General features: G+C 68.6%; 18 protein-coding genes. 11 read left to right on the forward strand and 7 right to left on the reverse strand.

Annotated features, from left to right (window positions below; genetic code table 11):
• The first annotated feature begins 101 nt into the window (after positions 1-101).
• Positions 102-1,241: a glutamine-hydrolyzing carbamoyl-phosphate synthase small subunit gene (gene carA / locus LCM15_RS04625; RefSeq protein ID WP_224853555.1), complete on the forward strand. Its 1,140-nt coding sequence runs from the start codon at positions 102-104 to the stop codon at positions 1,239-1,241.
• 92 nt (positions 1,242-1,333) lie between these two features.
• Positions 1,334-3,163, forward strand: coding sequence for a glycosyltransferase family 2 protein (locus LCM15_RS04630; RefSeq protein ID WP_224853558.1), 1,830 nt, complete (start codon positions 1,334-1,336; stop codon positions 3,161-3,163).
• Here LCM15_RS04630 and LCM15_RS04635 read toward each other — a convergent pair.
• Positions 3,160-3,804: a GntR family transcriptional regulator gene (locus LCM15_RS04635; RefSeq protein ID WP_224853561.1), complete on the reverse strand. Its 645-nt coding sequence runs from the start codon at positions 3,802-3,804 to the stop codon at positions 3,160-3,162. The genes LCM15_RS04630 and LCM15_RS04635 overlap by 4 nt on opposite strands.
• A gap of 99 nt (positions 3,805-3,903) precedes the next feature.
• Between LCM15_RS04635 and LCM15_RS04640 the strand changes: the two genes are divergently transcribed.
• From LCM15_RS04640 to LCM15_RS04650, 3 genes are all read left to right on the forward strand, one after another.
• Positions 3,904-4,548 (forward strand): pyrimidine 5'-nucleotidase, encoded by a 645-nt coding sequence (locus tag LCM15_RS04640; protein WP_224854574.1) that lies wholly within the window; start codon positions 3,904-3,906, stop codon positions 4,546-4,548.
• Positions 4,549-4,705: 157 nt separating this feature from the next.
• A complete protein-coding gene (locus tag LCM15_RS04645) occupies positions 4,706-4,924 on the forward strand; it encodes a hypothetical protein (protein WP_224853563.1) in 219 nt (72 codons plus the stop codon).
• Between the two features lie 56 nt (positions 4,925-4,980).
• Complete coding sequence (locus LCM15_RS04650) at positions 4,981-6,174, forward strand: UbiH/UbiF family hydroxylase (protein WP_224853566.1); 1,194 nt, start codon at positions 4,981-4,983, stop codon at positions 6,172-6,174.
• Positions 6,175-6,439: 265 nt separating this feature from the next.
• On the opposite strand, the gene LCM15_RS04655 is transcribed toward LCM15_RS04650, so the two are convergent.
• The 3 genes from LCM15_RS04655 to LCM15_RS04665 form a co-directional block, all read right to left on the reverse strand.
• Entirely contained in the window at positions 6,440-7,564 is a 1,125-nt protein-coding gene (locus LCM15_RS04655; RefSeq protein WP_224853569.1) for an aminotransferase class V-fold PLP-dependent enzyme, read from the reverse strand.
• 128 nt (positions 7,565-7,692) lie between these two features.
• Positions 7,693-8,157, reverse strand: coding sequence for an Lrp/AsnC family transcriptional regulator (locus LCM15_RS04660; RefSeq protein WP_007798330.1), 465 nt, complete (start codon positions 8,155-8,157; stop codon positions 7,693-7,695).
• Positions 8,154-8,609 (reverse strand): Lrp/AsnC family transcriptional regulator, encoded by a 456-nt coding sequence (locus LCM15_RS04665; RefSeq protein WP_224853572.1) that lies wholly within the window; start codon positions 8,607-8,609, stop codon positions 8,154-8,156. Before LCM15_RS04665 ends, LCM15_RS04660 begins: the two co-directional genes overlap by 4 nt.
• 135 nt (positions 8,610-8,744) lie before the next feature.
• On the opposite strand from LCM15_RS04665, the gene ilvC reads away from it, so the two are divergent.
• Positions 8,745-9,767, forward strand: coding sequence for a ketol-acid reductoisomerase (ilvC, locus tag LCM15_RS04670; RefSeq protein ID WP_224853575.1), 1,023 nt, complete (start codon positions 8,745-8,747; stop codon positions 9,765-9,767).
• A gap of 81 nt (positions 9,768-9,848) precedes the next feature.
• On the opposite strand, the gene LCM15_RS04675 is transcribed toward ilvC, so the two are convergent.
• From LCM15_RS04675 to LCM15_RS04685, 3 genes are all read right to left on the reverse strand, one after another.
• Positions 9,849-10,043: a hypothetical protein gene (locus LCM15_RS04675; protein WP_224853578.1), complete on the reverse strand. Its 195-nt coding sequence runs from the start codon at positions 10,041-10,043 to the stop codon at positions 9,849-9,851.
• A 159-nt stretch (positions 10,044-10,202) separates the two neighbouring features.
• Complete coding sequence (locus LCM15_RS04680) at positions 10,203-11,588, reverse strand: GntP family permease (protein WP_224853580.1); 1,386 nt, start codon at positions 11,586-11,588, stop codon at positions 10,203-10,205.
• A 458-nt stretch (positions 11,589-12,046) separates the two neighbouring features.
• Positions 12,047-13,804, reverse strand: a complete 1,758-nt coding sequence (locus LCM15_RS04685) for a serine protease (RefSeq protein WP_224853582.1) — start codon at positions 13,802-13,804, stop codon at positions 12,047-12,049.
• Between the two features lie 176 nt (positions 13,805-13,980).
• Between LCM15_RS04685 and LCM15_RS04690 the strand changes: the two genes are divergently transcribed.
• The 5 genes from LCM15_RS04690 to LCM15_RS04710 all read left to right on the forward strand — a co-directional run bounded on the left by LCM15_RS04690 (position 13,981) and on the right by LCM15_RS04710 (position 21,488).
• On the forward strand, positions 13,981-14,910 hold the full coding sequence (locus tag LCM15_RS04690; RefSeq protein ID WP_224853584.1) for a glycine--tRNA ligase subunit alpha: 930 nt from the start codon (positions 13,981-13,983) through the stop codon (positions 14,908-14,910).
• Between the two features lie 47 nt (positions 14,911-14,957).
• Complete coding sequence (locus LCM15_RS04695; RefSeq protein ID WP_224853587.1) at positions 14,958-15,473, forward strand: DUF6446 family protein; 516 nt, start codon at positions 14,958-14,960, stop codon at positions 15,471-15,473.
• A 213-nt stretch (positions 15,474-15,686) separates the two neighbouring features.
• Entirely contained in the window at positions 15,687-16,547 is an 861-nt protein-coding gene (locus LCM15_RS04700; protein WP_224853590.1) for a DUF1206 domain-containing protein, read from the forward strand.
• Between the two features lie 97 nt (positions 16,548-16,644).
• Positions 16,645-18,747, forward strand: a complete 2,103-nt coding sequence (gene glyS / locus LCM15_RS04705) for a glycine--tRNA ligase subunit beta (protein ID WP_224853593.1) — start codon at positions 16,645-16,647, stop codon at positions 18,745-18,747.
• Positions 18,748-18,902: 155 nt separating this feature from the next.
• A complete protein-coding gene (locus tag LCM15_RS04710) occupies positions 18,903-21,488 on the forward strand; it encodes a putative PEP-binding protein (protein ID WP_224853597.1) in 2,586 nt (861 codons plus the stop codon).
• Positions 21,489-21,609: the final 121 nt, after the last annotated feature.

Here is a 21,609-nt window from a genome sequence, read left to right on the forward strand (position 1 = left end):
TACAACACATTCCGTTTTCAGGATAGCTCTTGACCCCAAGTCCCGCGCACCTTACCTAAGGCGCAATTTGCCGTCTGCCAGCTGCCAAGAGGAGTCGCGCCATGCCGCCGATCGCCAAACCTACCGCCTGCCTCGCCCTTGCCGATGGCACGCTGTTCTACGGGCAGGGGTTCGGTGCCACCGGCCAGACCGAGGCCGAGCTCTGCTTCAACACGGCCATGAGCGGCTATCAGGAGATCATGACCGATCCGTCCTACGCGGGCCAGATCGTCACCTTCACCTTCCCGCATATCGGCAATGTCGGCGTGAACCCCGAGGATGACGAGACGCAGGATCCGGTGGCCGCGGGCATGGTGGTCAAGTGGATGCCGACGCAGTCGTCGAACTGGCGCGCGGTGCAGGAGCTTTCCGAGTGGCTGGCGTCGCGCGGGCGCATCGCCATCGGCGGCGTCGACACGCGGCGGCTGACCCGCGCCATCCGGCAATCCGGCGCGCCGCACGTGGCGCTGGCGCATGACCCCGACGGCAACTTCGACGTCGAGGCGCTGGTCAAGGCCGCGCGCGCCTTCCCGGGCCTGACCGGCGTGGATCTGGCCAAGGGCGTGACCTGCGCCCAGAGCTACCGCTGGAACGAGATGCGGTGGGCCTGGCCCGAGGGCTACGCGCCGCAGACCGCGCCCAAGAAGAAGGTGGTCGCCATCGACTACGGCGCCAAGCGCAACATCCTGCGCTGCCTCGCCTCGGCCGGCTGCGACGTCACCGTGCTGCCTGCCAGCGCGACCAAGGACGAGGTGCTGGCGCACAATCCCGATGGCGTGTTCCTGTCGAACGGCCCCGGCGACCCCGCCGCGACCGGCGCTTATGCCGTGCCGATGATCAAGGGCATCCTCGACGATACCGACCTGCCGGTCTTCGGGATCTGCCTCGGCCACCAGATGCTGGCGCTGGCGCTTGGCGGCAAGACCGTCAAGATGAACCACGGCCACCACGGCGCCAACCACCCGGTCAAGGAACTGCAAACCGGCAAGGTCGAGATCACCTCGATGAACCACGGCTTCGCGGTCGACGGCCAGTCGCTGCCCGACGGTGTGGTCGAGACCCATGTCTCGCTTTTCGATGGCTCTAACTGCGGCATACGCATGAGCGATCGGCCGGTGTTCTCGGTCCAGCACCACCCCGAAGCCAGCCCCGGCCCGCAGGACAGCTTCTACCTGTTCGAGCGCTTCGTTCAGGCGATGTGATTGCGGCAAAATTTCGGCGCGCCGCGCCGGAATTAACCGACGCTTTACCATAAGTCTCCAGAACCCTTCCTGTTTCGGTACAGGAGGGGTTCATGCCAGAGAGCAGACCGGTCTTCCGCTCGACCCGCTTGCCACGCGGGGCCGACGCCGTGGCGCCCGCGGCTTCGACCGGCGCCGGGCCGAGGCCGTTCTCGGTCGCGCCAGAGCGCGGAACGCAGTTTTCGGAAGCCCCCGCCCCGGTTTGGCGCGGTGCCGTTCCGCAACTCTCGCGCGACCAACGCCCGCCCGATCCCGCCCTCGCCCCCCTGCTGCCGCCAGAGCTCTGCCTGCGCTACGCCGCCCTGCCGTGGAGGCGAGACGGCGACATCCTGTATCTCGCGACCGCACGACCCGAGCGTTTCGACGCGGCGCGCGCCGCCCTTCCCCCGGGGTGTGGCGAGGTGGCCATGGCCACCGCATCTCTCGCCGACATCCATGCCGAGATCGCCGCCCGCCATGGCCCCGCGCTGGCCCGCGACGCCGAAACCCGTCTGCCCCCGGAGCTGAGCTGTCGCGATCTGAACCGGCTCACACCGCGTCGGGCGCTTGTCGGTGGCGGCTTTGCGCTGACCGGGCTGACCACCCTCGCCCTCGCCCCCGCGGTCTTCTTCGTCGCTGCGGCCTCGCTTGCCATCGCGGTGCTGCTGCTGGCCCAGATCACCCGCCTTGCCGCGCTACTCGCCAGCCGCCACCCGGCGCCGGACGCAGCCCCGCGGGCCGCGCGTCTGCCGCGCATCTCGCTGCTGGTGCCGCTCTTTCGCGAGGAGCGCATCGCGGCGGCGCTGCTCGACAGGCTCTCAAGGCTCGACTATCCGCGCAACCGGCTCGAGGTGCTGCTGCTGCTCGAGGCCGGCGACGACACCACGCGGGCAGCGCTCTCGGCCATCCGACTGCCTCCCTGGATGCGGGTGATCGAGGTGCCGACCGGGCCGATCGCCACCAAGCCGAGGGCGCTGAACTACGGCCTGAGCTTCGCCCGGGGCGATATCGTGGGGATCTACGATGCCGAGGACTCGCCCGCCCCCGACCAGCTTCTCAGGGTGGCCGGACATTTCAGCCGCGCCCCGCCCGAGACCGCCTGCCTTCAGGGCATCCTCGATTTCTACAACCCCCACGCCAACTGGCTGTCCCGCTGCTTCACCATCGAATACGCCACGTGGTTCCGCCTCGTGCTTCCGGGGCTCGCCCGGCTCGGCTGCCCCATTCCGCTCGGCGGCACCACCGTGTTCTTCCGCCGCGGCGCGCTCGACCGGGTCGGCGGCTGGGACGCCCACAACGTCACCGAGGACGCCGACCTCGGCATTCGGCTCGCCCGCTTCGGCTATGTCACGGACCTCGTGCCGCTGGTCACCCGCGAGGAAGCCAACAACCGGGCATGGCCGTGGATCCGGCAGCGGTCGCGCTGGCTCAAAGGCTACATGATCACCTGGCTGGTGCACAGCCGGAGGCCGCTGGTGCTGCTGCGCAACCTCGGCGCGTGGCGGTTCCTCGCGATGCAGATCCTGTTCCTCACCACGATCCTGCAGTTCCTGCTCGCCCCCGCGCTCTGGAGCTTCTGGCTGCTGCTGCTCGGCTGGCAGCCCGCCGCGCTCGCCGGCCTCGATGGACCCCAGACGCAGACGCTGTTCGGAGGCTTCCTCGTCGCCGAGGCGATCTCGCTGACCGTCAGCGTCGCCGCGGTCGCACGCAGCCCCCACCGGGGCCTGCTGCCCTGGGTGCCGACGCTGTTTCTGTATTTCCCGCTGGCCACGGTGGCGATCTACAAGGCGCTGTTCGAGCTCGTCACCCGCCCGTTCTATTGGGACAAGACGATGCACGGCCACTCCGCCCCGGACCACGACGGCGCCGACCTGCCCGAGCGCACCCCGCGAGGAATGCCCTAGTCGATCTTGTGACTGTCGAGCTTGAGCCGCGTCACGAAGGCCACCGAGATGTGGTCGCGCAGCGCCTTGTAGGCGGCATCTTCATCACGCCGCGAGATCGCATCGACGATGGCCTTGTGCTCGGCCAGAGCGATCTCGCCCCGGCCCTGCGCCGCGAGCGAGGTGGTCGCCATCAGCGCCATGGAGCGGTGCACGAGATCAAGCTGCTGCACGAGAAAGCGGTTGTGCGACGCGAGATGGATCCGCTTGTGAAAGCGCCGGTTGGCCCGGGCCAGCACCGAGGGATCGTCGAGCAGCGCCCGGTCCTCGCTGACCATGTCGCGCATCACCTGGATTTCTTCCTCGGTGGCGTGGCGCGCGGCCAGCCGCGCCGCCAGCCCCTCGAGCTCGGTGCGCACCACGTAGAGCTCGGCCATCTGGTTGTGATCGAGCGAGGCAACGATCAGCGACCGCCCGTCGCGCGCCAGCAGAGACTGCGTCTCGAGCCGCTGCAGCGCCTCGCGGATCGGCGTACGAGACACCCCGAAACGCTCGGCCAGCTCGCTCTCGACGAGGCGGTCTCCGGGGCGGTAGACGCCGGAATCGATGGCCTCGAGGATCAGCGTGTAGGCGTCCTTGTTCGGGGTGCGGATCTGGGTCATGCAAGTCTCCTCGGGGGGTTGCGCGACGATAGCGCCATCAGGCCGCCGGGATCAATGCGCCCATTGCCGCGCTGCCGCGGCGGGATTAGGATCATGGCCATGGTGAAACAGCATTTTTCTCACGTGCGTCACTGGGTCTTCGACCTCGACAACACGCTCTACCCGCCCGCGGCCCGGCTCTTCGACCAGATCGAGCGCAAGATGACCGATTTCGTCATGCGCATCACCGGCGCCGATCACGGCGAGGCCGACACCCTGCGCAAGACCTACTGGCACCTGCACGGCACCACGCTGGCCGGGCTGATGGCCGAGCACAAGATCGATCCCGAGGCCTATCTCGAGGAGGTGCACGACATCACCTTCGATGCGCTCACCCCCGATCCGCATCTAGCCGAGCTGATCACCGCGCTGCCCGGTCGCAAGATCGTCTACACCAATGGCAGCGCCCCCTACGCGGCGCAGGTGCTGCGCGCGCGCGGGCTGGATGCGGCCTTCGACGCGATCTACGGGGTCGAGCACGCCGGCTACCGCCCCAAGCCGGAGGAAGGCGCCTTCCGCGCCGTCTTCGCGCTCGACGGCACCGATCCCACGCAGGCCGCGATGTTCGAGGATGACCCGCGCAACCTCGCCGCGCCGCACGCCATGGGGATGCGCACCGTGCACGTGGCCCCCGAGCGCGGCGTGGGCGATCACATCCAGCACCACACGGACGATCTCGGCAGCTTCCTGCGCGGCCTGCGCTGAGCTGTCGCGCATCTTGCCCGCTCGCCCGAGCGCGCAGGGTGCGACATTTCGTGCCTGCGGCAATTCTGCCAGATGCCCTGCGGCCTGAGGCCCCTTATCTCCCCTGCACACCCGCCGCCCCCGGGCGGTGCCGCGACACCCGCTAGGAGATCTCAGCATGACCATGGCCACCGCCGCCGACACCGCCCTCACCGCTTCCCAAACCCGCCGCGAGGGACCCAGCCTCGAGGCCAAGCTCTATGCCGGCATCGCCCTGTTCCTCGCGCTGGTGATCGCCGCGACCGTCACCTGGGGCGCCGTCGGTCTCGCCATGTCGGCGCTGGCCTGCGTGCCGGTCTGCTACGGCGCGATCCTGCTGATCACCATAGGCAAGTAAGGCACATGGCCTCCGGCGCCGGCCTGCCCTAGATAGAGAGGCAAAGGAGAGCGGCCATGGATTACGACATTCTCATCTCGGGCGGCGGCATCGCGGGTCTGACCGCGGCCGCCGCCTTCGGCTCCGCCGGGTTCTCGGTGCTGTGCGTCGACCCGGCCCCGCCGGTGACCGAGCGCGAGGCCGCGGGCGCCGACCTGCGCACCACCGCCTTCCTGCAGCCGGCACGGGATTTCCTCGACCAGTGCGGCCTCTGGGCCCGGCTCGAGAGCCACGCCATGCCGCTGCAGGTCATGCGCATCATCGATGCCGGCGGTGAGCGTCCCGAGCCGCGCGTCACCCGCGATTTCGACGCCGAGGACATCTCCGAGCGGCCGTTCGGGTGGAACCTGCCCAACTGGCTGCTGCGGCGCGAGATCTCGGCGCACCTGCACGAGATGCCAGGGGTGGACTTCCGCCCCGGCACCGGCACCACCACGCTCTTCACCCGCGAGGCCGGCGCCCGTGTCGGGCTCTCCGATGGCACCCACGCCAATGTGCGCCTGGTGATCGCCGCCGACGGGCGCAACTCGCCGATGCGCCGCGCCGCCGGGATCGGGGTCAGGACCACGCGGTTCGGCCAGAAGGCGCTTGCCTTCGCGGTGACCCACCCGATCCCGCATGGCAACGTCTCGACCGAGATTCACCGCACCGGCGGGCCGTTCACCCTCGTGCCGCTGCCAGACCTCGACGGCCAGCCCTCCTCGGCGGTGGTCTGGATGGAGGAAGGCCCGAAGGCAGAGGCGCTGTTCAAGCTCGACACGCCCGCGCTCGAGGCCGCGATGTCGGAACGCTCCTGCCACATTCTGGGGCCGCTGACGCTGGCCTCGCAGCGCACGCTCTGGCCGATCATCGCCCAGCACGCCGAGCGCCTCGCGGGGGAACGGCTGGCGTTGGTGGCCGAGGCCGCGCATGTGGTGCCGCCGATCGGCGCGCAGGGGCTCAACATGTCCCTCAACGACCTGCGCGCGCTGCACGCGCTCGCCCTCGAGGCGCCCGAGCGGCTTGGCGACCGGCAGATGCTCGAGCGCTACCACCGCCAGCGCATCCTCGACATCCGCGCCCGGGTGGCCGGCATCACGCTGCTCAACCGCACGTCGATGCTGTCGGCGCCGCCGCTGCGCGACGCCCGCGCCAAGGCGCTCGACGCCTTCTACGGCATCGCGCCGGTGCGCCGCACACTGATGCAGCTGGGGCTCGGCACCCGAACCTGAGCCGCGCCCCGGGCTCGTGTCCCCCGCCGTGCCCTTGCCAGAGATCCCGCCGACGGCACGGTCCGGCCTGCCTCCGGCGGGAGTATTTTCGACGAAGAGAAGCCAGGGGCGCGGCGCTCATGGCTTCTTTGGTTCGAAAATACCTCGGGGGTGAATTGGCGCGCAGCGCGAAGAGGGGGCAGCGCCCCCTCCTTTTTTTTCATAGAGGCGCACCTTCAATCCGACAGGCGACAGGCGACAGCCCCCCGTCCTGCGGAAGTGCCAGTCAGACGACCTCGTCGAGCACCGCCTCCAGCCGGGCCACGGTGCCGTCGACATCGGCCAACTTGTCGAGCCCGAAAAGCCCGAGGCGGAAGGTCGAGAACGTGGCAGGCTCGTCGCATTGCAGCGGAACGCCGGCGGCGATCTGGGCGCCTTTCTCGGCGAATGCCCGACCGGTCTTGATCTCCGGATCGGCGGTATAGCTCACCACCACGCCGGGCGCGGCGAAGCCCTCGGCGGCGACCGAGGCGATGCCACGCGCGGCCAGCGCCGCGCGCACCTTGTCGCCCAGCGCCCACTGCGCGGCCTTGGCGGCCTCGAAGCCCATTTCCCGGGTCTCGATCATCGCGTCGCGGAACATCTTCAGCCCATCGGTCGGAAGGGTGGCGTGATAGGCGTGGCCCCCGGCCTCGTAGGCGGCCATGATCTCGCGCCATTTCTTGAGGTCCATGGCGAAGGAATTCGCGGTGGTCTCCTCCATCCGCTCCAGCGCCCGCTGCGACAGCATGACAAGCCCGGCGCAGGGCGTGGCCGACCAGCCCTTCTGCGGCGCCGAGATCAGCACATCGACGCCGGTCTCGGCCATGTCGACCCAGACGCAGCCGGAGGCGATGCAGTCCAGCACCATCAGCGCGCCGACCTCGTGGGCGGCCTCGGCCATGGCGCGGATGTAATCGTCGGGCAGGATGATGCCGGCGCTGGTTTCCACGTGCGGCGCAAAAACGATCTGCGGCGCCTCGCGGCGGATCGCCTCGACCACCTCCTCGATCGGCGCGGGCGCGAACGGGGCCGTGGGCGCGTTGCCGGTCTGGCGCGCCTTCATCACCGTGACCTCGCCGCCGAAGCCGCCCGCGTCGAAGATCTGCGACCAGCGGAACGAGAACCACCCGTTGCGCACCACCAGCGCCTTGGCGCCCTGCCCGAACTGGCGCGCCACCGCTTCCATGCCGAAGGTGCCGCCGCCCGGCACCAGCGCCACGCCCTCGGCGCCGTAGACCTCGCGCAGCATCGACGAGATGTCGCGCATCACCTGCTGGAAGTCGGCGGACATGTGGTTGAGTGAGCGGTCGGTGAAGACGACCGAGAATTCCTCGAGCCCATTGGGATCGACATCATCGCGCAGCGGCATGGCAAGCTCCTGTCTGTTTGCCCCTCGATACCCCATCGCGCCGCAAACGCAACGCCTCCGAAGGGCGGCATGGCGGGACGGCGGGCGGGGCGATTGCCGCAGGCGAGCGCCGTCCCGCCTCCCGACGATCAGACCGGCCCGGGGCGGCGCTCCTCGCTCAGCATCACGTTGGCCTCGACATTGCCGACCCCCGGCAGGGTCATGATGCGCCGCCGCAGAACGCGCTCGAAATCCGGCAGGTCGCGCGCCACCACCCGCAGCCGGTAGTCGAAGGCGCCGAGCACGTGGTCGACCACCTGCACCTCCGGGATCGCCCGCACCGCGCGCTCGAAATCCTCGAGGCTGACCCGGCCCTTGGTCGCAAGCTTGATGCCGAGGAACACCGTCACCCCGAACCCCAGCCGCTCGAGATCGAGATCGAGCCGCGCGCCCCGGAACACGCCCGCCGCCCGCAACCGCTGGATGCGGCGCCAGCAGGCCGGTTGCGACAGGCCCAGCCGGCGCCCGAGCGCCCCGGCACTGGCATTGGCATCCTCGGCCAGCGCCCGGATCAGGGCGCGGTCGATCTCGTCGAGGTCTTCGAGCGCGCTCACAGCGGCACCGTTTCGTCGGATTTCACCAGCGACACATGCATCAGCGCCTCGATATCGGCGATATGCGGCAGGGTGAGCAGCTTCTCCCGGTAAAGCGCCTGGTAATGCGCGAGATCGCGGGCGATCACCGCAAGGCGGATGTCGACCGAGCCGAGGAAGGTCTGGATCTCGGTTACCTCCGGCACCCCGCGCGCGCCGGCGAGAAACTCGTCGAAGGCCCTCGGATCGGTCTTTTCCAGCGTCACCCGCAGCATCACCTCGATGTCGTAGCCGAGCGCCGGCCAGTGCACCACGCCGCGCACGCCGCGCAGCACGCCGCCCTCGCGCATCGCCGCCAGCCGCCGCGCCAGCGTCGAGGGCGTGACGCCCGCGCGCTCCGCCAGCTCGGTCGACGGCGTCTCCGGCGCGGCCTGATACTGGCGCAGGATGCGCCGGTCGGTATCGTTGAGCATGATTTCCCCGCAAATCCGCAAATAAGAGAATGATCTTTCGCCAATTTGCGGAATTCCCATGAACTACGCAAGCACCATCGCCACCCGCCAGCTAGATTGCCCGCCACAACGAGATCACCTAGGAAGGACGAGACCATGCGCGTTTATTACGACCGCGATTGCGACATCAACCTGATCAAGGACATGAAAGTGGCGATCCTCGGCTATGGCAGCCAGGGCCACGCGCACGCACTGAACCTGCGCGACAGCGGCGCCAAGAACGTCGTCGTCGCCCTGCGCGAAGGCTCCGCCTCGGCCAAGAAGGCCGAAGCCGAGGGCCTGCAGGTCATGGGCATCGCCGAAGCGGCGGCGTGGTGCGACCTGATCATGTTCACCATGCCCGACGAACTTCAGGCCGAGACCTACAGGAAATACGTCCACGACAACCTCAAGGACGGCGCGGCGATCGCCTTCGCCCACGGCCTGAACGTGCATTTCGGCCTGATCGAGCCGAAGCCCGGCGTCGACGTCATCATGATGGCGCCGAAGGGCCCCGGCCACACCGTGCGCGGCGAATACGTCAAGGGCGGCGGCGTGCCCTGCCTCGTGGCCGTCGATCAGGATGCCACCGGCAAGGCGCTGGAAATCGGCCTGTCCTACTGCTCGGCCATCGGCGGCGGCCGCTCGGGCATCATCGAGACCAACTTCCGCGAAGAGTGCGAAACCGACCTCTTCGGCGAGCAGGTCGTGCTCTGCGGCGGCCTCGTCGAGCTGATCCGCTGCGGCTTCGAGACGCTGGTGGAAGCCGGCTACGCCCCCGAGATGGCCTATTTCGAGTGCCTCCACGAGGTGAAGCTGATCGTCGACCTGATCTATGAAGGCGGCATCGCCACCATGGATTACTCGATCTCCAACACCGCCGAGTACGGCCAGTACGTCACCGGCCCGCGCATCCTCCCCTACGAGGAGACGAAGAAGCGCATGAAGGAGGTCCTCACCGACATCCAGAAGGGCAAGTTCGTGCGCGACTTCATGCTCGAGAACCAGGTCGGCCAGCCGACCCTCAAGGCCTCGCGCCGCGCCAATGACGAGCACCAGATCGAGCAGGTCGGTGAAAAGCTGCGCGACATGATGCCGTGGATCTCCGCCGGCAAGATGGTCGACAAGGCGAAGAACTGATCGCTCTGTGATCCATCCGGCCGCCCTGGCCGGATCAGGCCCGCGCCCTCACCGGCGCGGGCCTTTGCGTTGCGGCAGCGCTCAGAGCACCTCGCCGCGTCCGTGTCGGATCGCAGCGTCGATCTCTGGGGCGGAGGTGCACCACTCGTCGCCCTTGGCCAGCCAGACCGCGTCGCGGGTTTCGGCCGCGACGGTGATACGGGCCTCGGTGATTTTGACGATTTCCGGTGGCAGCACGGACAGGAAGAGGAAGAGCGCTTCGGCGGTCAGGCACATGAGGAGAGATCCTTCAGCATGAGTTGGTCCGGTCCTCCCTCCCTCACCCTAAGCAAAGATCGCGTGAATCAAGAGGGCCGATGCTGCGTTGCAGCACCGGCCCTCCGCGTTTCCGTCCTGATCTGAGCGCGCCGCCCAGAAAAGCGGCGGTTTCGGACCTCAGAGGCCCAGCGAGCCCAGCACGATCACCGCGATCGTCGCCAGCACAGGGATCGCCACCGCCACCACGAAGATGTCGCCGTAGCTCTTCTTGTGGGTCAGGCCCGTGATTGCCAGCAGCGTGATGACCGCGCCATTGTGCGGCAGCGCATCGAAGCCGCCCGAGCTCAGCGCCGTGACCCGGTGCATCAGCTCCATGCTCACGCCCTGCGCCTGCCCCATCTCGGCGAACTGCTCGCCGAGCGCGTTCAGCGCGATCGACATGCCGCCCGAGGCCGAGCCGGTGATCCCGGCCAGCACGTTCACCGCCACCGCGAGCGAGGCCACGGGGTTGTTCGGGAACAGCCCCAGCACCGCGTCGCGGATGATGCCGAAGGCCGGCAGCGAGGCGATCACCGCGCCGTAGCCGACCTCGGAGGCGGTGTTGAACACCGGCAGGAGCGAGCCCATCGTGCCGGTGTTGACCGTCTCCAGCACATCCTTGAAGCGGCGCCAGTTGAGCGCGATGGCCAGCAGGATCGACAGGGTCAGCGAGACGATGATGGCCCAGATCCCCGCGACCGAGCTCAGCGTGGTCTCGCCGTATTGCGGCTCGGCGAGGTAGTCGGCGGACATGGTCGGAATCACCACGTAGGTGAACAGCGCGTTGAGGCCGATCACCGCCACCACCGGCGCGATGGCCACGGCGAAATTCGGCAGCTTCACGTCCGAGGGCAGCGTGCTGTCGGCGCCGGTCGTGTCGTGCTCGCCATAGCCCTCGCCCCGTCCTTGCGCGCTGGCGCGGCGGCGGTTGAGCCACAGCGTGCCGCCGCCCAGCATGATCAGGCCGGCCAGCGTGCCGAACAGCGGCGCGGCGAATACGTTGGTGCCGAAGAACGGGATCGGGATGGCGTTCTGGATCGCCGGGGTGCCGGGAAACGCCGTCATGGTGAAGGTGAAGGAACCCAGCGCGATGGCCGCCGGCAGCAGCCGCTTGGGCACGTCGGCGCGGCGGAACAGTGCGTTGGCGATGGGATAGATCGCGAAGGCCACCACGAAAAGCGACACGCCGCCGTAGGTCAGCACGCCGCAGGCCAGCACCACGGCAAGGATCGCCTGCCCCGGCCCGACCCAGTCGACGATGCGCTCGGCGATGGTGCGCGCGGCGCCGCCATCGGCCATCACCTTGCCGAAGATCGCGCCCAGCAGGAAGAGCGGGAAATAGGTGATGACGTAGCCGCCGAGGCTTTCCATGAAGACCTGCGTGTAGGTCGCCAGCACCGGCAGACCGCCCGACATCAGCACCGCCAGCGCCGACAGCAGCGGCGCGAGGATCAGCACGTTGATCCCGCGATAGGCGAGATACATCAGCAGACCCAGCGACAGGACGATTCCGAAAAGACCCATCTGTGATTCCCCTCAAGTTGTATCGACACCCGAGGTAGCCCGCGAGATCGACGAGGGCCAGCACCGTCGCAGAAACTTCACCGCCATGATGTCGCATGGGAAAATCCGCCCACGGGATCGGCAGCAACGGCGCCTTGGCGTGATAGTTGAGCGTGATGGCCGGCCCTACAATGGCGCCCCCGGTCTCTTCAGGCGGCCCTGCACGGAGGGCCACCCTGACGGGCGGCAGCGGCACGGCGCGATGCAGCCGCCTGCCGCCGAATGCGCGGGGAGATAGAGAGGATCACCAGACCATGTCAGGCACGGCGCGGAGAGCCCCGACATACCGTCGGGATCGGCCGCAAGGATCGGCCCGAGAGAGCCATGCGTCGAACCTCCGGGGCTGAATTCCCCCGAAGGCGCCACCGCCCGAGGGCGGTGAAACCCGGGCGGTTAAGCGGACGCGGGCCGGGCCGGGTTCATTCCCAGCAGCTGACCTTCACGGTCATCGCGCCGGCGGCGGCGGTCAGGTCCTCGGGCGCCATGGCGGTCTCGCCCTGCGCCACCGAGCTGCGCAGCCCGGCGTCGTTGAGAAAGGCCTGCAGCGCAGAGGCATCGACGGCAAGGGCGACATCGTCGGGCAGCGCCCGGCCGTCCTGCGTCTTGGGCAGCAGCATCCCCAGCACGGCGCCGCCGGCATCCACCACCGGGCCGCCCGCATCGCCGGCCTGCGCCGCCAGTGCGAGTCTGTCGAACTGCTCTTCGCCGTGCAGACCGCGAATGTCCTCGAGGGCGCCGAAGGTCAGGGTGGGCGCGCTCAGCACGCCGCCGAACGGGTAGCCCGCCACGGCGACCTCGGAGGCGAGCTGCGGCCTGCCCTGCCGGAAGGAGGCCACAGCGCGCGGGGCGAGCGCGCTCTCGGGTCGCAGCAGGGCGGCGCCGAGCGCCGGATCGCGTGCCGCCACCGTCGCGTCGTAGACATCGTCGAGGGTGATGCGCCCGCAGGTGGCCACCGCGTCGGACGAGGTCACCACCGCGCCGCCGGCATCGACAAAGAAGCCCGAAACCGTGGCGATGGGCCTGCGGATCTCGAGGCCAGAGACAAGATCGACCGCCTGCCCCGCGTCGCTGACCCGGGCCGGGTCGAGCACCGCGTCGGAGGTGGCAAAGCTGGATTGCATCAGGCCAAGGACACGCGTGCGCCGCTCTTCGTCGCCGACGGGCCAGATCAGGGTGAAGCCCTTGATATGCCCGTCGCGCAGGCTGACCTCGGTGTGGCTGGTGATGCGGCTGTTGGTGCCGGTCAGGGTGAAGCCGCTGCCGGTGCGCTCACGCGGGCCTTCGAGCGGCACGATTTCGAGCGTCTGCATGATCTCGTAGAGACCGCCCATGCTCTGGCGGTCGCCGGGCTGGCTGATCAGCAGCACCCGCGCCTGCAGATCGCCGGTGGGCTCGTAGAGCGCGAAGGGGGCCTCGTAGCGGTCGAAGCCGACGACGGCGGTGGGCATCTCGATGCGGATGCCGGCGCGCTCGTCCTGCACCAGCCGCATGTCGAGCCCGTCGAGCACGGCATTGTACTGGCCCATAAGGGCGGCGCGCTGCGCGGTGGTCAGGATGCCGGTCGCGTCGAAGCCGTTCTGCGACTGCCACGCCGCCATGGCGTTGCGGGTGCCGGCTCCGAAGGCGCCGTCGATGCCGGCGTCGTAGACCCCGGCCCAGCGCAGGGCGATCTGCAGTTGTTCGCGCTGCGCCCGGTTGAGCTGCGCCTCGCTGGCGCGAGCCTCGCGCGGGGTCTCCTCGATCGCTGGCTGCGGCGCGGGCTCGCGCTCGGGCGCGGCCTCGACCACAGGTGTGTCGGACGGCGTTTCGGCGCGCGGCTCAGCGGGCTCGGGCTGCGGCGCCGTCTGCACCGGGGCGTCGGTGGCAAGCCCCGCCCCCACCGGCCAGAACTGGTCGCGGTATTCCGAGCTTGCGGCGAGATAGCTGTCGCGCGGGATCACCCCGTTGGCGCGGAGGTTGCGCAGCAGCTGCCCGGCATCGTCGGGGCTGTAGGGGCCCAGCGCAATGCCGTACCAGCCGCCGCCCAGCGAGAAGCCGTTGACGTTGTCGAGCCGGCTGGCATAGCCGCGCAGCGCCGCCTCGGCCTGCGTCAGGCTCGGCTGCGCCTCGATCTGGATGAACACCCGCTCCTGCGCGATGGCAGCCTGCGCGACCAGCACGGTCGTCGCGCCCGCCATCAGTATTGACCTCAACATCCCTGTATCTGTCCCTTGCGTCGGAAATCTTCTTTTGCTCTGGCGACGTGTTTAACAGAGCCGGTCGGGGCGTCACCTCAAAATATGGTCAGCCCCGCAATTGACCCTTGCGCCTGTGGCGCATAATCAGTCCGCAACTCTCAGACAGGGCCGATGCGATGACCGACACCAGCACCAAACCGCGGAGCTTCCAGGAGATCATCCTGCGACTGCAGACCTATTGGGCCGCCAAGGGCTGCGCCGTCCTGCAGCCCTACGACATGGAAGTCGGTGCCGGCACCTTCCACCCGGCCACCACGCTGCGCGCTCTCGGTTCCAGACCCTGGGCCGCCGCCTACGTGCAGCCCTCGCGCCGCCCGACCGACGGGCGCTACGGCGAGAACCCGAACCGGCTGCAGCACTACTACCAGTTCCAGGTGCTGATCAAACCGTCGCCGCCGGACCTGCAGGCGCTCTATCTCGGCTCGCTCGAGGCCATCGGCATCGACATGTCGATGCACGACGTGCGCTTCGTCGAGGACGACTGGGAAAGCCCGACGCTGGGCGCCTGGGGGCTTGGCTGGGAGGTCTGGTGCGACGGCATGGAAGTGTCGCAGTTCACCTATTTCCAGCAGGTCGGCGGGCATGACTGCACCCCGGTGTCGGGCGAGCTGACCTACGGGCTCGAGCGCCTTGCGATGTACGTGCTGGGCATCGATCACGTCATGGAAATGCCGTTCAACGATCCGCAATCACCGCAGCCGCTGCTCTATGGCGACGTGTTCCGCCAGACCGAGGAGGAATACTCGCGCTGGAACTTCGACGTGGCCGACACCGAGACCCTGCTCAAGCACTTCGAAGATGCCGAGGCCGAGTGCCAGCGCGCGCTCGACGCCGAGGCGGTCGATCCCAAGACCGGCAAGCGCATCATCATGGCCCACCCGGCCTATGACCAGTGCATCAAGGCCAGCCACCTCTTCAACCTGCTCGACGCGCGCGGCGTGATCTCGGTCACCGAGCGGCAGGCCTATATCGGCCGGGTGCGGGCGCTGGCGAAAGCCTGCGCCGACGCCTTCGTGATGACAGAGGCCGGCGGCCACGCGGCCTGAGCCGCGCGGCACGGCAACCAGAAACCGACCCGGACCGGAGCGCAGACATGAGCGGCAAGATCCTCGGCATCGCCATCATCGTGACCGCCCTGCTCTTCGGGGCCGGTGTCTACTACTTCCAGGTCTTCCATTACTACGAGCGCGTCGAGGACGATGCCGGTCAGGTCTTCCTGACCCCGCTCGGCGGCGGCACGCCAGAGCATATCGCCTATGGCGATTTCGAGGGCATCGACGCCATCAGCTCGCCGATCCGCTTCCGGGGCTGCTTTACCACGCCGGAGCGTCCGCAGGCGCTCGACGCGCGGTTCGAGCGCTACGACGGCGCCGAGCCGCGCAACGCGCCGTTCTGGTTCGGCTGCTTCGACGCCGAGGCCATCGGCGCGTTGGTCGAGACCGGCGAGGCGCATGTCTACACCGCGCAGCGCAACATCGAGTACGGCATCGACCGGGTGGTCGCGGTGACCGAGGACGGGCGCGGCTACATCTGGGAAGAGATCAACGATTGCGGCGACAAGTCCTATGACGGCACGCCGCTCGGCGAGGACTGCCCGCCGCGCGACTGACCGCAGCGGGACGGGGCGCGGCCTTCTTTCCTGCGGTTGCGCCGGGTCCGGGGCCGGCCGACATCCGGGGGCGCTGCCCCCATCGCAGCGGGGCTGCGATTCCCCCGAGGTATTTTCGAACCAGAGAAGACAGGGGGTTGCGCGCCCAAGGACAGATTGCGCGGAACCTTTTGCGGGGTCTGGGCGCTGTCTCCACAACCGAGGAGTACAGTGATGACAGACAAAGCCCCCGCGTGGGTCGTTCCCGTAATGCGCGCCGGTTATGCCGCGCGTGGTGCCGTTTATACCGTGGTCGGGGGGCTTGCCCTGCTGGCCGCCTTGAGAGGCGGACAAGCCGAGGGCACCACGGATGCGTTGGCCGATCTGCGCAGCGTGCCGTGGGGCGTGGCGCTACTCTGGGCGATCGCCATCGGCCTGATCGCCTACATGGTGTGGCGCCTCATCGATGCGTGGATGGATCTCGAGTGCCACGGCACCGACGGCAAGGGCATCATCGCCCGCGTCGGCCAGGCGGTGACCGGGGTGATCCACGGGGCCATCGGCGTCTCGGTGGCCTCCACCGCCATGGGCAGCGGCGGTAGCGGAGGTGACGGCGCACAGACCGCCACCCAGAAGCTGATGTCGATGCCGTGGGGTCCGTGGCTGGTGATGGCGGCCGGGCTCGTGACCATCGGCGCCGGCATCTACTATGCCCACAAGGGTCTGACCGAGAAATACAAGCGTGACATCCGCGTCACGCCGCTGGCGCGCAAGCTCGACCCGGTGATGAAATTCGGTCTGGTGGCCGAAGGCGTGGTCGTGGGCATCATCGGCGTGTCGATCTTCTATGCCGGCATGACCGTCGATCCCAGCGAAGCGGGCGGCGTGGGCACGGCCCTCGACCAGATCCGCTCGGCCGCCTTTGGCCGCATCCTTCTGGGCGTGGTCGCGGTTGGCCTGATCGGCTTTGCCGTCGAGAACTTTATCGAAGCCGCCTACCGCATCGTGCCGCGGCGCTCGGGCGACGACGTGATGACGCTGGCGCGCCGCGCCAAGCTCAAGGCCGAAGGCAAGCTGAACGAGGTTTCCAGCTGACGGCTAACCGCTGGACCTCTGCCCCTTGGGCCGTTATCCACCGAGACGAACAACAGCCCGTGCCGATCCCGGCGCGGGCGGATGCTTTGGTGAGACTATGCCCGACCTTCTGATCGAACTCTTTTCCGAGGAAATCCCCGCCCGTATGCAGACGCGCGCTGCGGAGGATCTGAAGAAACTCGTCACCGACGGTCTGGTCGAGAACGGTCTGACCTATGCCGGCGCCGCCGCCTTCTCGACACCGCGCCGTTTGACGCTGACCCTGAGCGGCCTGCTCGAGGCCTCCCCCGCCACCCGCGAAGAGCGCCGCGGCCCGAAGGTCGATGCGCCGGAGAAGGCCATCGAGGGCTTCCTGCGCGGCGCCGGGGTGAGCCGTGAGCAATGCGAAGCGCGCGAGGACAAGAAGGGCACCTTCCTTTACGCGGTGATCGAGAAGCCGGGCCGCCCGGCCTCCGAGATCGTGGCTGAGGTGCTCGAAGCGGCGATCCGCAACTTCCCCTGGCCCAAGTCGATGCGCTGGGGCGCAGGCACGCTGCGCTGGGTGCGCCCGCTGCACCGCATCCTCTGCGTGCTGAGTTCCGAGGCGGGCGACACGGTCGTGCCGCTGGAGATCGACGGCATCGCGGCGGGCCGGACCACCGAAGGCCATCGCTTCATGGGCGATGGCCCGTTCGAGGTGACGTCGTTTGCCGATTACGAGACCAAGCTGAAGCGCTCGAAGGTCGTCCTCTCGGCCGAGGAGCGCGCCGAGACCATCTGGCACGACGCCACCAACCGCGCCTTTGCTCAGGGGCTCGAGGTGGTCGAGGACCGCGGCCTGCTGGCCGAAGTGGCCGGTCTGGTCGAGTGGCCGGTGGTGCTGATGGGCAAGATCGACGAAGAGTTCCTCGAGCTGCCGCCGGAGGTGTTGCAGACCTCCATGAAGGAGCACCAGAAGTTCTTCTCGGTCCGGAATCCGTCTACCGGGCGCATCGAGGGGTTCGTCACGGTCGCCAACGTGGAAACCTCGGATGACGGCGCGACCATCCTCGCGGGAAACAACAAGGTGCTCTCGGCGCGCCTGTCGGACGCCAAGTTCTTCTGGGAGAACGACCTGCGCGTCGCGAAGAGCGCCGGGCTCGAGGCTTGGACCGAGCGGCTGGGCAACGTGACCTTCCACAACAAGCTCGGCTCGCAGCGCGACCGCATCGAGCGCATCGCGGCGCTGGCGCGCGAGCTCGCGCCGATGGTGGGCGCCGATGCGGCGCTCGCCGAACAGGCGGCGCGCGTGGCCAAGGCCGACCTCAGCTCGGAGATGGTCTACGAATTCCCCGAGCTTCAGGGGCTTATGGGCCGCTACTACGCCGAGGCCGCCGGCCTGCCGGCGGAGGTCGCCGCGGCCTGCGAAGAGCATTACTCGCCGCTTGGACCGTCGGACGAAGTGCCGACCGCACCGGTCTCGGTCACCGTGGCGCTGGCCGACAAGCTCGACACGCTGACCGGCTTCTGGGCCATCGACGAGAAGCCCACCGGCTCCAAGGACCCCTACGCGCTGCGCCGCGCTGCCCTTGGCGTGATCCGGCTGGTGCTGGTGAACGGGCTCAAGTTGCCGCTGCAAGCCCCGGGCGGTCCGCTCGAGGCGCCCTTCAGCATGTACGTCAAGTCGATGGACATGCAGGGGCTGGAAGAGAAAAGAGCCGACCTGCTCGCCTTCTTCCACGACCGCCTCAAGGTGTACCTCAAGGGCGAAGGCGTGCGGCACGACGTGATCGACGCGGTCTTGGCGATGCCGGGCAATGACGACCTCGCGCAGGTGGTGCGCCGCGCCACGGCGCTTGGCGAGGTGCTGGGCACCGAGGACGGCGCCAACCTCGTTCAGGGCTTCAAGCGCGCCAACAACATCCTCACCCAGGCCGAGGAGAAGGACGGGGTCGAGTACAGCTTCGGCGCCGATGCCAAGTTCGCCGAGGTCGACGAGGAAAAGGCGCTCTTCGCCGCGCTCGATGCCGCCGACGCGCGCATCAAACCCGCGCTCGCAAACGAGGATTTCGCCGAGGCGATGAGCGCCATGGCCGCCCTGCGGGCGCCTATCGACGCCTTCTTCGAGGCGGTGCAGGTCAATGCCGAGAGCCCGGTGGTGCGCCGCAACCGCCTCAACCTGCTCTCGCGCATCCGCATGAGCTGCCTTCAGGTGGCCGACCTCAACCGGCTCGAGGGCTGACCGGGCGTTGCCCGAAAGCCCTTACCCACCAAAGACTTGCGGTGCGCGTGCCAAGATTTCTTGCACGCGCCCGCCCCGCGGTGGCAGTCTTGCTGCAGCGCCTTTACCTTACGTACTCGTGAAAAGGTGATGGTGCGGTTGCCCTGATCCGGGGTATGCTGCACTGCGGAAAAACAGGATCTCCCGTGCCCGACACGCTGCGACAGGACCAGGACCCGCGGGTCACGCTCATCACCCCATCGGCGCCGATCTCGACGCCGAGCCACGGGGGGCGTGCCAAGTGCCTGCAGCGTCTGGTGCGGCTGGATCTGCCGGTGCCGCGCACCGTCGCGCTGAGCTTCGAGACCGTGCACCGCATCGCCGCGGGCGAAATGCCCGACGTGCTGGCCATCCTCCGCGAGTTCAATCCCGGCGCCCTGCTCTGCGTGCGCCCCTCCTCGGAGGACCCCGATTGGGGCGGGCCGGGCTCGGTGCTCAATATCGGCATGAACGACGCCGCTTTCGTCGAATACTCCGAGCGCATGGGCGCGGCGCTGGCCTCGGATCTCTACAAGCGCTTCGTCACCGCCTATGCGATCCACGTGGCGCGGCTCGATCCGGATGTCTTCGAAGAGATTGACAGCCCCGGTCAGGAAGGCCTGAGCGACGTGCTGCGCTGCTACGAGGAAGAGGCCGAAGAGCCCTTCCCGCAGGACCCCGCGGTGCAGCTCGCCGAGGTGCTGCGCTCGATGGCGCGGGCGTGGGAGGGCACCACCGCGCGGCTGCTGCGCCAGGCCAAGGGCGCGCCGGTCGATGCCGGGCTTGGGCTCATCGTGCAGGAGATGGCGCTGGGGCTCGGCGCAGGCGAGTGCGGCTCCGGCGTGCTGCAACTGGTCAATTCCGAGACCGGGCAGCCGCAGATCACCGGCCGCTACATGAGCCAGAGCCAGGGCCGCGAGGCGCTGCAATGCGAGCAAAGCTCTCTTTACCTCGAGCGTGACCCCCGCGGTCCCTCGCTCGAGGAGCAGGCGCCGGAGGCCTTCGAAACGCTGAAAGGCTATGCCGCGCTGGTGCGCCGCCGGCTGCGGGCCGAAATGCAGATCGAGTTCACGCTCGAGAACGGCGCCGTGCACATCCTCGACGGGATGCGGGTGAAGCGCAGCGCGCGCGCGGCGCTGCAGATCGCCGTGCGGCTGGCCAATGACGGCATCATCTCGCAGCAGGAAGCGCTGATGCGGGTCGAGCCGCGCGGCCTGTCCGAGCTGCTGCACCGCCAGATCGACCCCGAGGCCGAGCGCGATGCGATCGGGCGCGGCGTGGCGGCCTCTCCCGGCGCGGCGACGGGCCGAATCGTGTTCTCCTCGTCCGAAGCGCAGGCCAGTGCCGCGCGTGGCGAGCCCTGCGTCCTCGTCCGGCGCGAGACCTCGCCGGAGGACGTGCGCGGGATGCACGCCGCTGTGGCGGTGCTGACCGAGCGCGGCGGCGTGACCAGCCACGCGGCGGTGATCGGCCGCGGCCTTGGCCTGCCCTGCGTGGTGGGCGCGGCGCGCATGGGTTTCCGCCTCAACGACCGCTTGCTGCTGGCCGAGGATGGCCGCCGCTTCCGCGAGGGCGACACCATCACCGTCGATGGCACCTCCGGGCAGGTGCTGGCCGGAGCACCCAAGATGATCGAGGCGGCGCTGGACGAGACCTTCCACGTCTTCATGTCCTGGGCTGATGCCGAGCGCGACATCGGCATCCGCGCCAATGCCGACACCCCCGCCGACGCCACCACCGCGCGCAATTTCAAAGCGCAGGGCATCGGGCTTTGCCGCACCGAACACATGTTCTTCGAGGCCGAGCGCATCACCCCGATGCGCGAGATGATCTTCGCCGACAGCCCCGACGACCGGAAGACCGCCCTCGCCCGCCTTCTGCCGATGCAGCGCACCGATTTCATCGAGCTGTTCCGCATCATGGAGGGGATGCCGGTCTGCATCCGCCTGTTCGACCCGCCCCTGCACGAGTTCCTGCCGTCGGACCGCGCCGGCCTGCGCGATCTGGCCGAGGCGCTCGACCTGCCGGTCTCGGACGTGACCCGTCGGGTCGAGAGCATGGGCGAGTACAACCCGATGCTGGGGATGCGCGGCGTGCGGCTCGGCATCGCGGTGCCCGAGATCTACGACATGCAGGCCCGCGCCATCTTCGAGGCGACGCTCGAGGCCTCCAAGGAGGGCGCGCCGGTGGTGCCCGAGATCATGCTGCCGCTGGTCTCGGCCTGCCGCGAGGTCGAGCTGGTGCGCAACCGCATCGACGCGGTGGCGGCGGCGGTGCGCAACGAGCGTGGGCGCGATTTCGACTATTCGCTCGGCGTCATGGTCGAGACCCCGCGCGCCTGCCTGCGCGCGGACGAAATTGCGCAGCACGCGCATTTCCTCAGCTTCGGCACCAACGACCTGACCCAGATGACCTATGGCCTGTCGCGCGACGACGCCGGACGCTTCATGTCGCACTACGTGCATCAGGGCGTCTTCCCCGAGGACCCGTTCCATGTGCTCGACTCCGAGGGCGTGGGCGAGCTGATCCGGATGGGCGTTGAGCGCGGTCGCGAGGGCAATGGCGGTGTCATGCTGTCGGTCTGCGGCGAGCATGGCGGCAACCCCGAATCGATCGCCTTCTGCCGGAATGCCGGCATTGATTACGTGAGCTGTTCACCGTTTCGCGTGCCGGTTGCGCGCCTCGCTGCCGCGCAACTCGCGATAAGAGACAAGATCGGGTAGGCTCGCGCGCCTCGCACCACAACATCTATAATCTTAACAGGAAATTTGGGCCGGAATCCGCGCATCTCGGCCCCCTGCGCTGGACCGCTTGGAACAATTTTAATAGTCACGCCGCGATTTT

The organism is Salipiger bermudensis, from assembly GCF_020171625.1.
GTDB classification, from domain to species: domain Bacteria; phylum Pseudomonadota; class Alphaproteobacteria; order Rhodobacterales; family Rhodobacteraceae; genus Salipiger; species Salipiger bermudensis_B.

Coding starts and splice junctions, on each gene's coding strand:
- glyS (WP_224853593.1), top strand. CDS start 16,645: ATGCCCGACCTTCTGATCGAACTCTTTTCCGAGGAAATCCCCGCCCGT.
- carA (WP_224853555.1), top strand. CDS start 102: ATGCCGCCGATCGCCAAACCTACCGCCTGCCTCGCCCTTGCCGATGGC.
- LCM15_RS04665 (WP_224853572.1), bottom strand. CDS start 8,609: ATGCTCAACGATACCGACCGGCGCATCCTGCGCCAGTATCAGGCCGCG.
- LCM15_RS04695 (WP_224853587.1), top strand. CDS start 14,958: ATGAGCGGCAAGATCCTCGGCATCGCCATCATCGTGACCGCCCTGCTC.
- LCM15_RS04675 (WP_224853578.1), bottom strand. CDS start 10,043: ATGTGCCTGACCGCCGAAGCGCTCTTCCTCTTCCTGTCCGTGCTGCCA.
- LCM15_RS04690 (WP_224853584.1), top strand. CDS start 13,981: ATGACCGACACCAGCACCAAACCGCGGAGCTTCCAGGAGATCATCCTG.
- LCM15_RS04645 (WP_224853563.1), top strand. CDS start 4,706: ATGACCATGGCCACCGCCGCCGACACCGCCCTCACCGCTTCCCAAACC.
- LCM15_RS04680 (WP_224853580.1), bottom strand. CDS start 11,588: ATGGGTCTTTTCGGAATCGTCCTGTCGCTGGGTCTGCTGATGTATCTC.
- LCM15_RS04630 (WP_224853558.1), top strand. CDS start 1,334: ATGCCAGAGAGCAGACCGGTCTTCCGCTCGACCCGCTTGCCACGCGGG.
- LCM15_RS04710 (WP_224853597.1), top strand. CDS start 18,903: ATGCTGCACTGCGGAAAAACAGGATCTCCCGTGCCCGACACGCTGCGA.
- LCM15_RS04635 (WP_224853561.1), bottom strand. CDS start 3,804: ATGACCCAGATCCGCACCCCGAACAAGGACGCCTACACGCTGATCCTC.
- LCM15_RS04700 (WP_224853590.1), top strand. CDS start 15,687: ATGACAGACAAAGCCCCCGCGTGGGTCGTTCCCGTAATGCGCGCCGGT.
- ilvC (WP_224853575.1), top strand. CDS start 8,745: ATGCGCGTTTATTACGACCGCGATTGCGACATCAACCTGATCAAGGAC.
- LCM15_RS04650 (WP_224853566.1), top strand. CDS start 4,981: ATGGATTACGACATTCTCATCTCGGGCGGCGGCATCGCGGGTCTGACC.
- LCM15_RS04640 (WP_224854574.1), top strand. CDS start 3,904: ATGGTGAAACAGCATTTTTCTCACGTGCGTCACTGGGTCTTCGACCTC.
- LCM15_RS04685 (WP_224853582.1), bottom strand. CDS start 13,804: ATGGCGGGCGCGACGACCGTGCTGGTCGCGCAGGCTGCCATCGCGCAG.
- LCM15_RS04655 (WP_224853569.1), bottom strand. CDS start 7,564: ATGCCGCTGCGCGATGATGTCGATCCCAATGGGCTCGAGGAATTCTCG.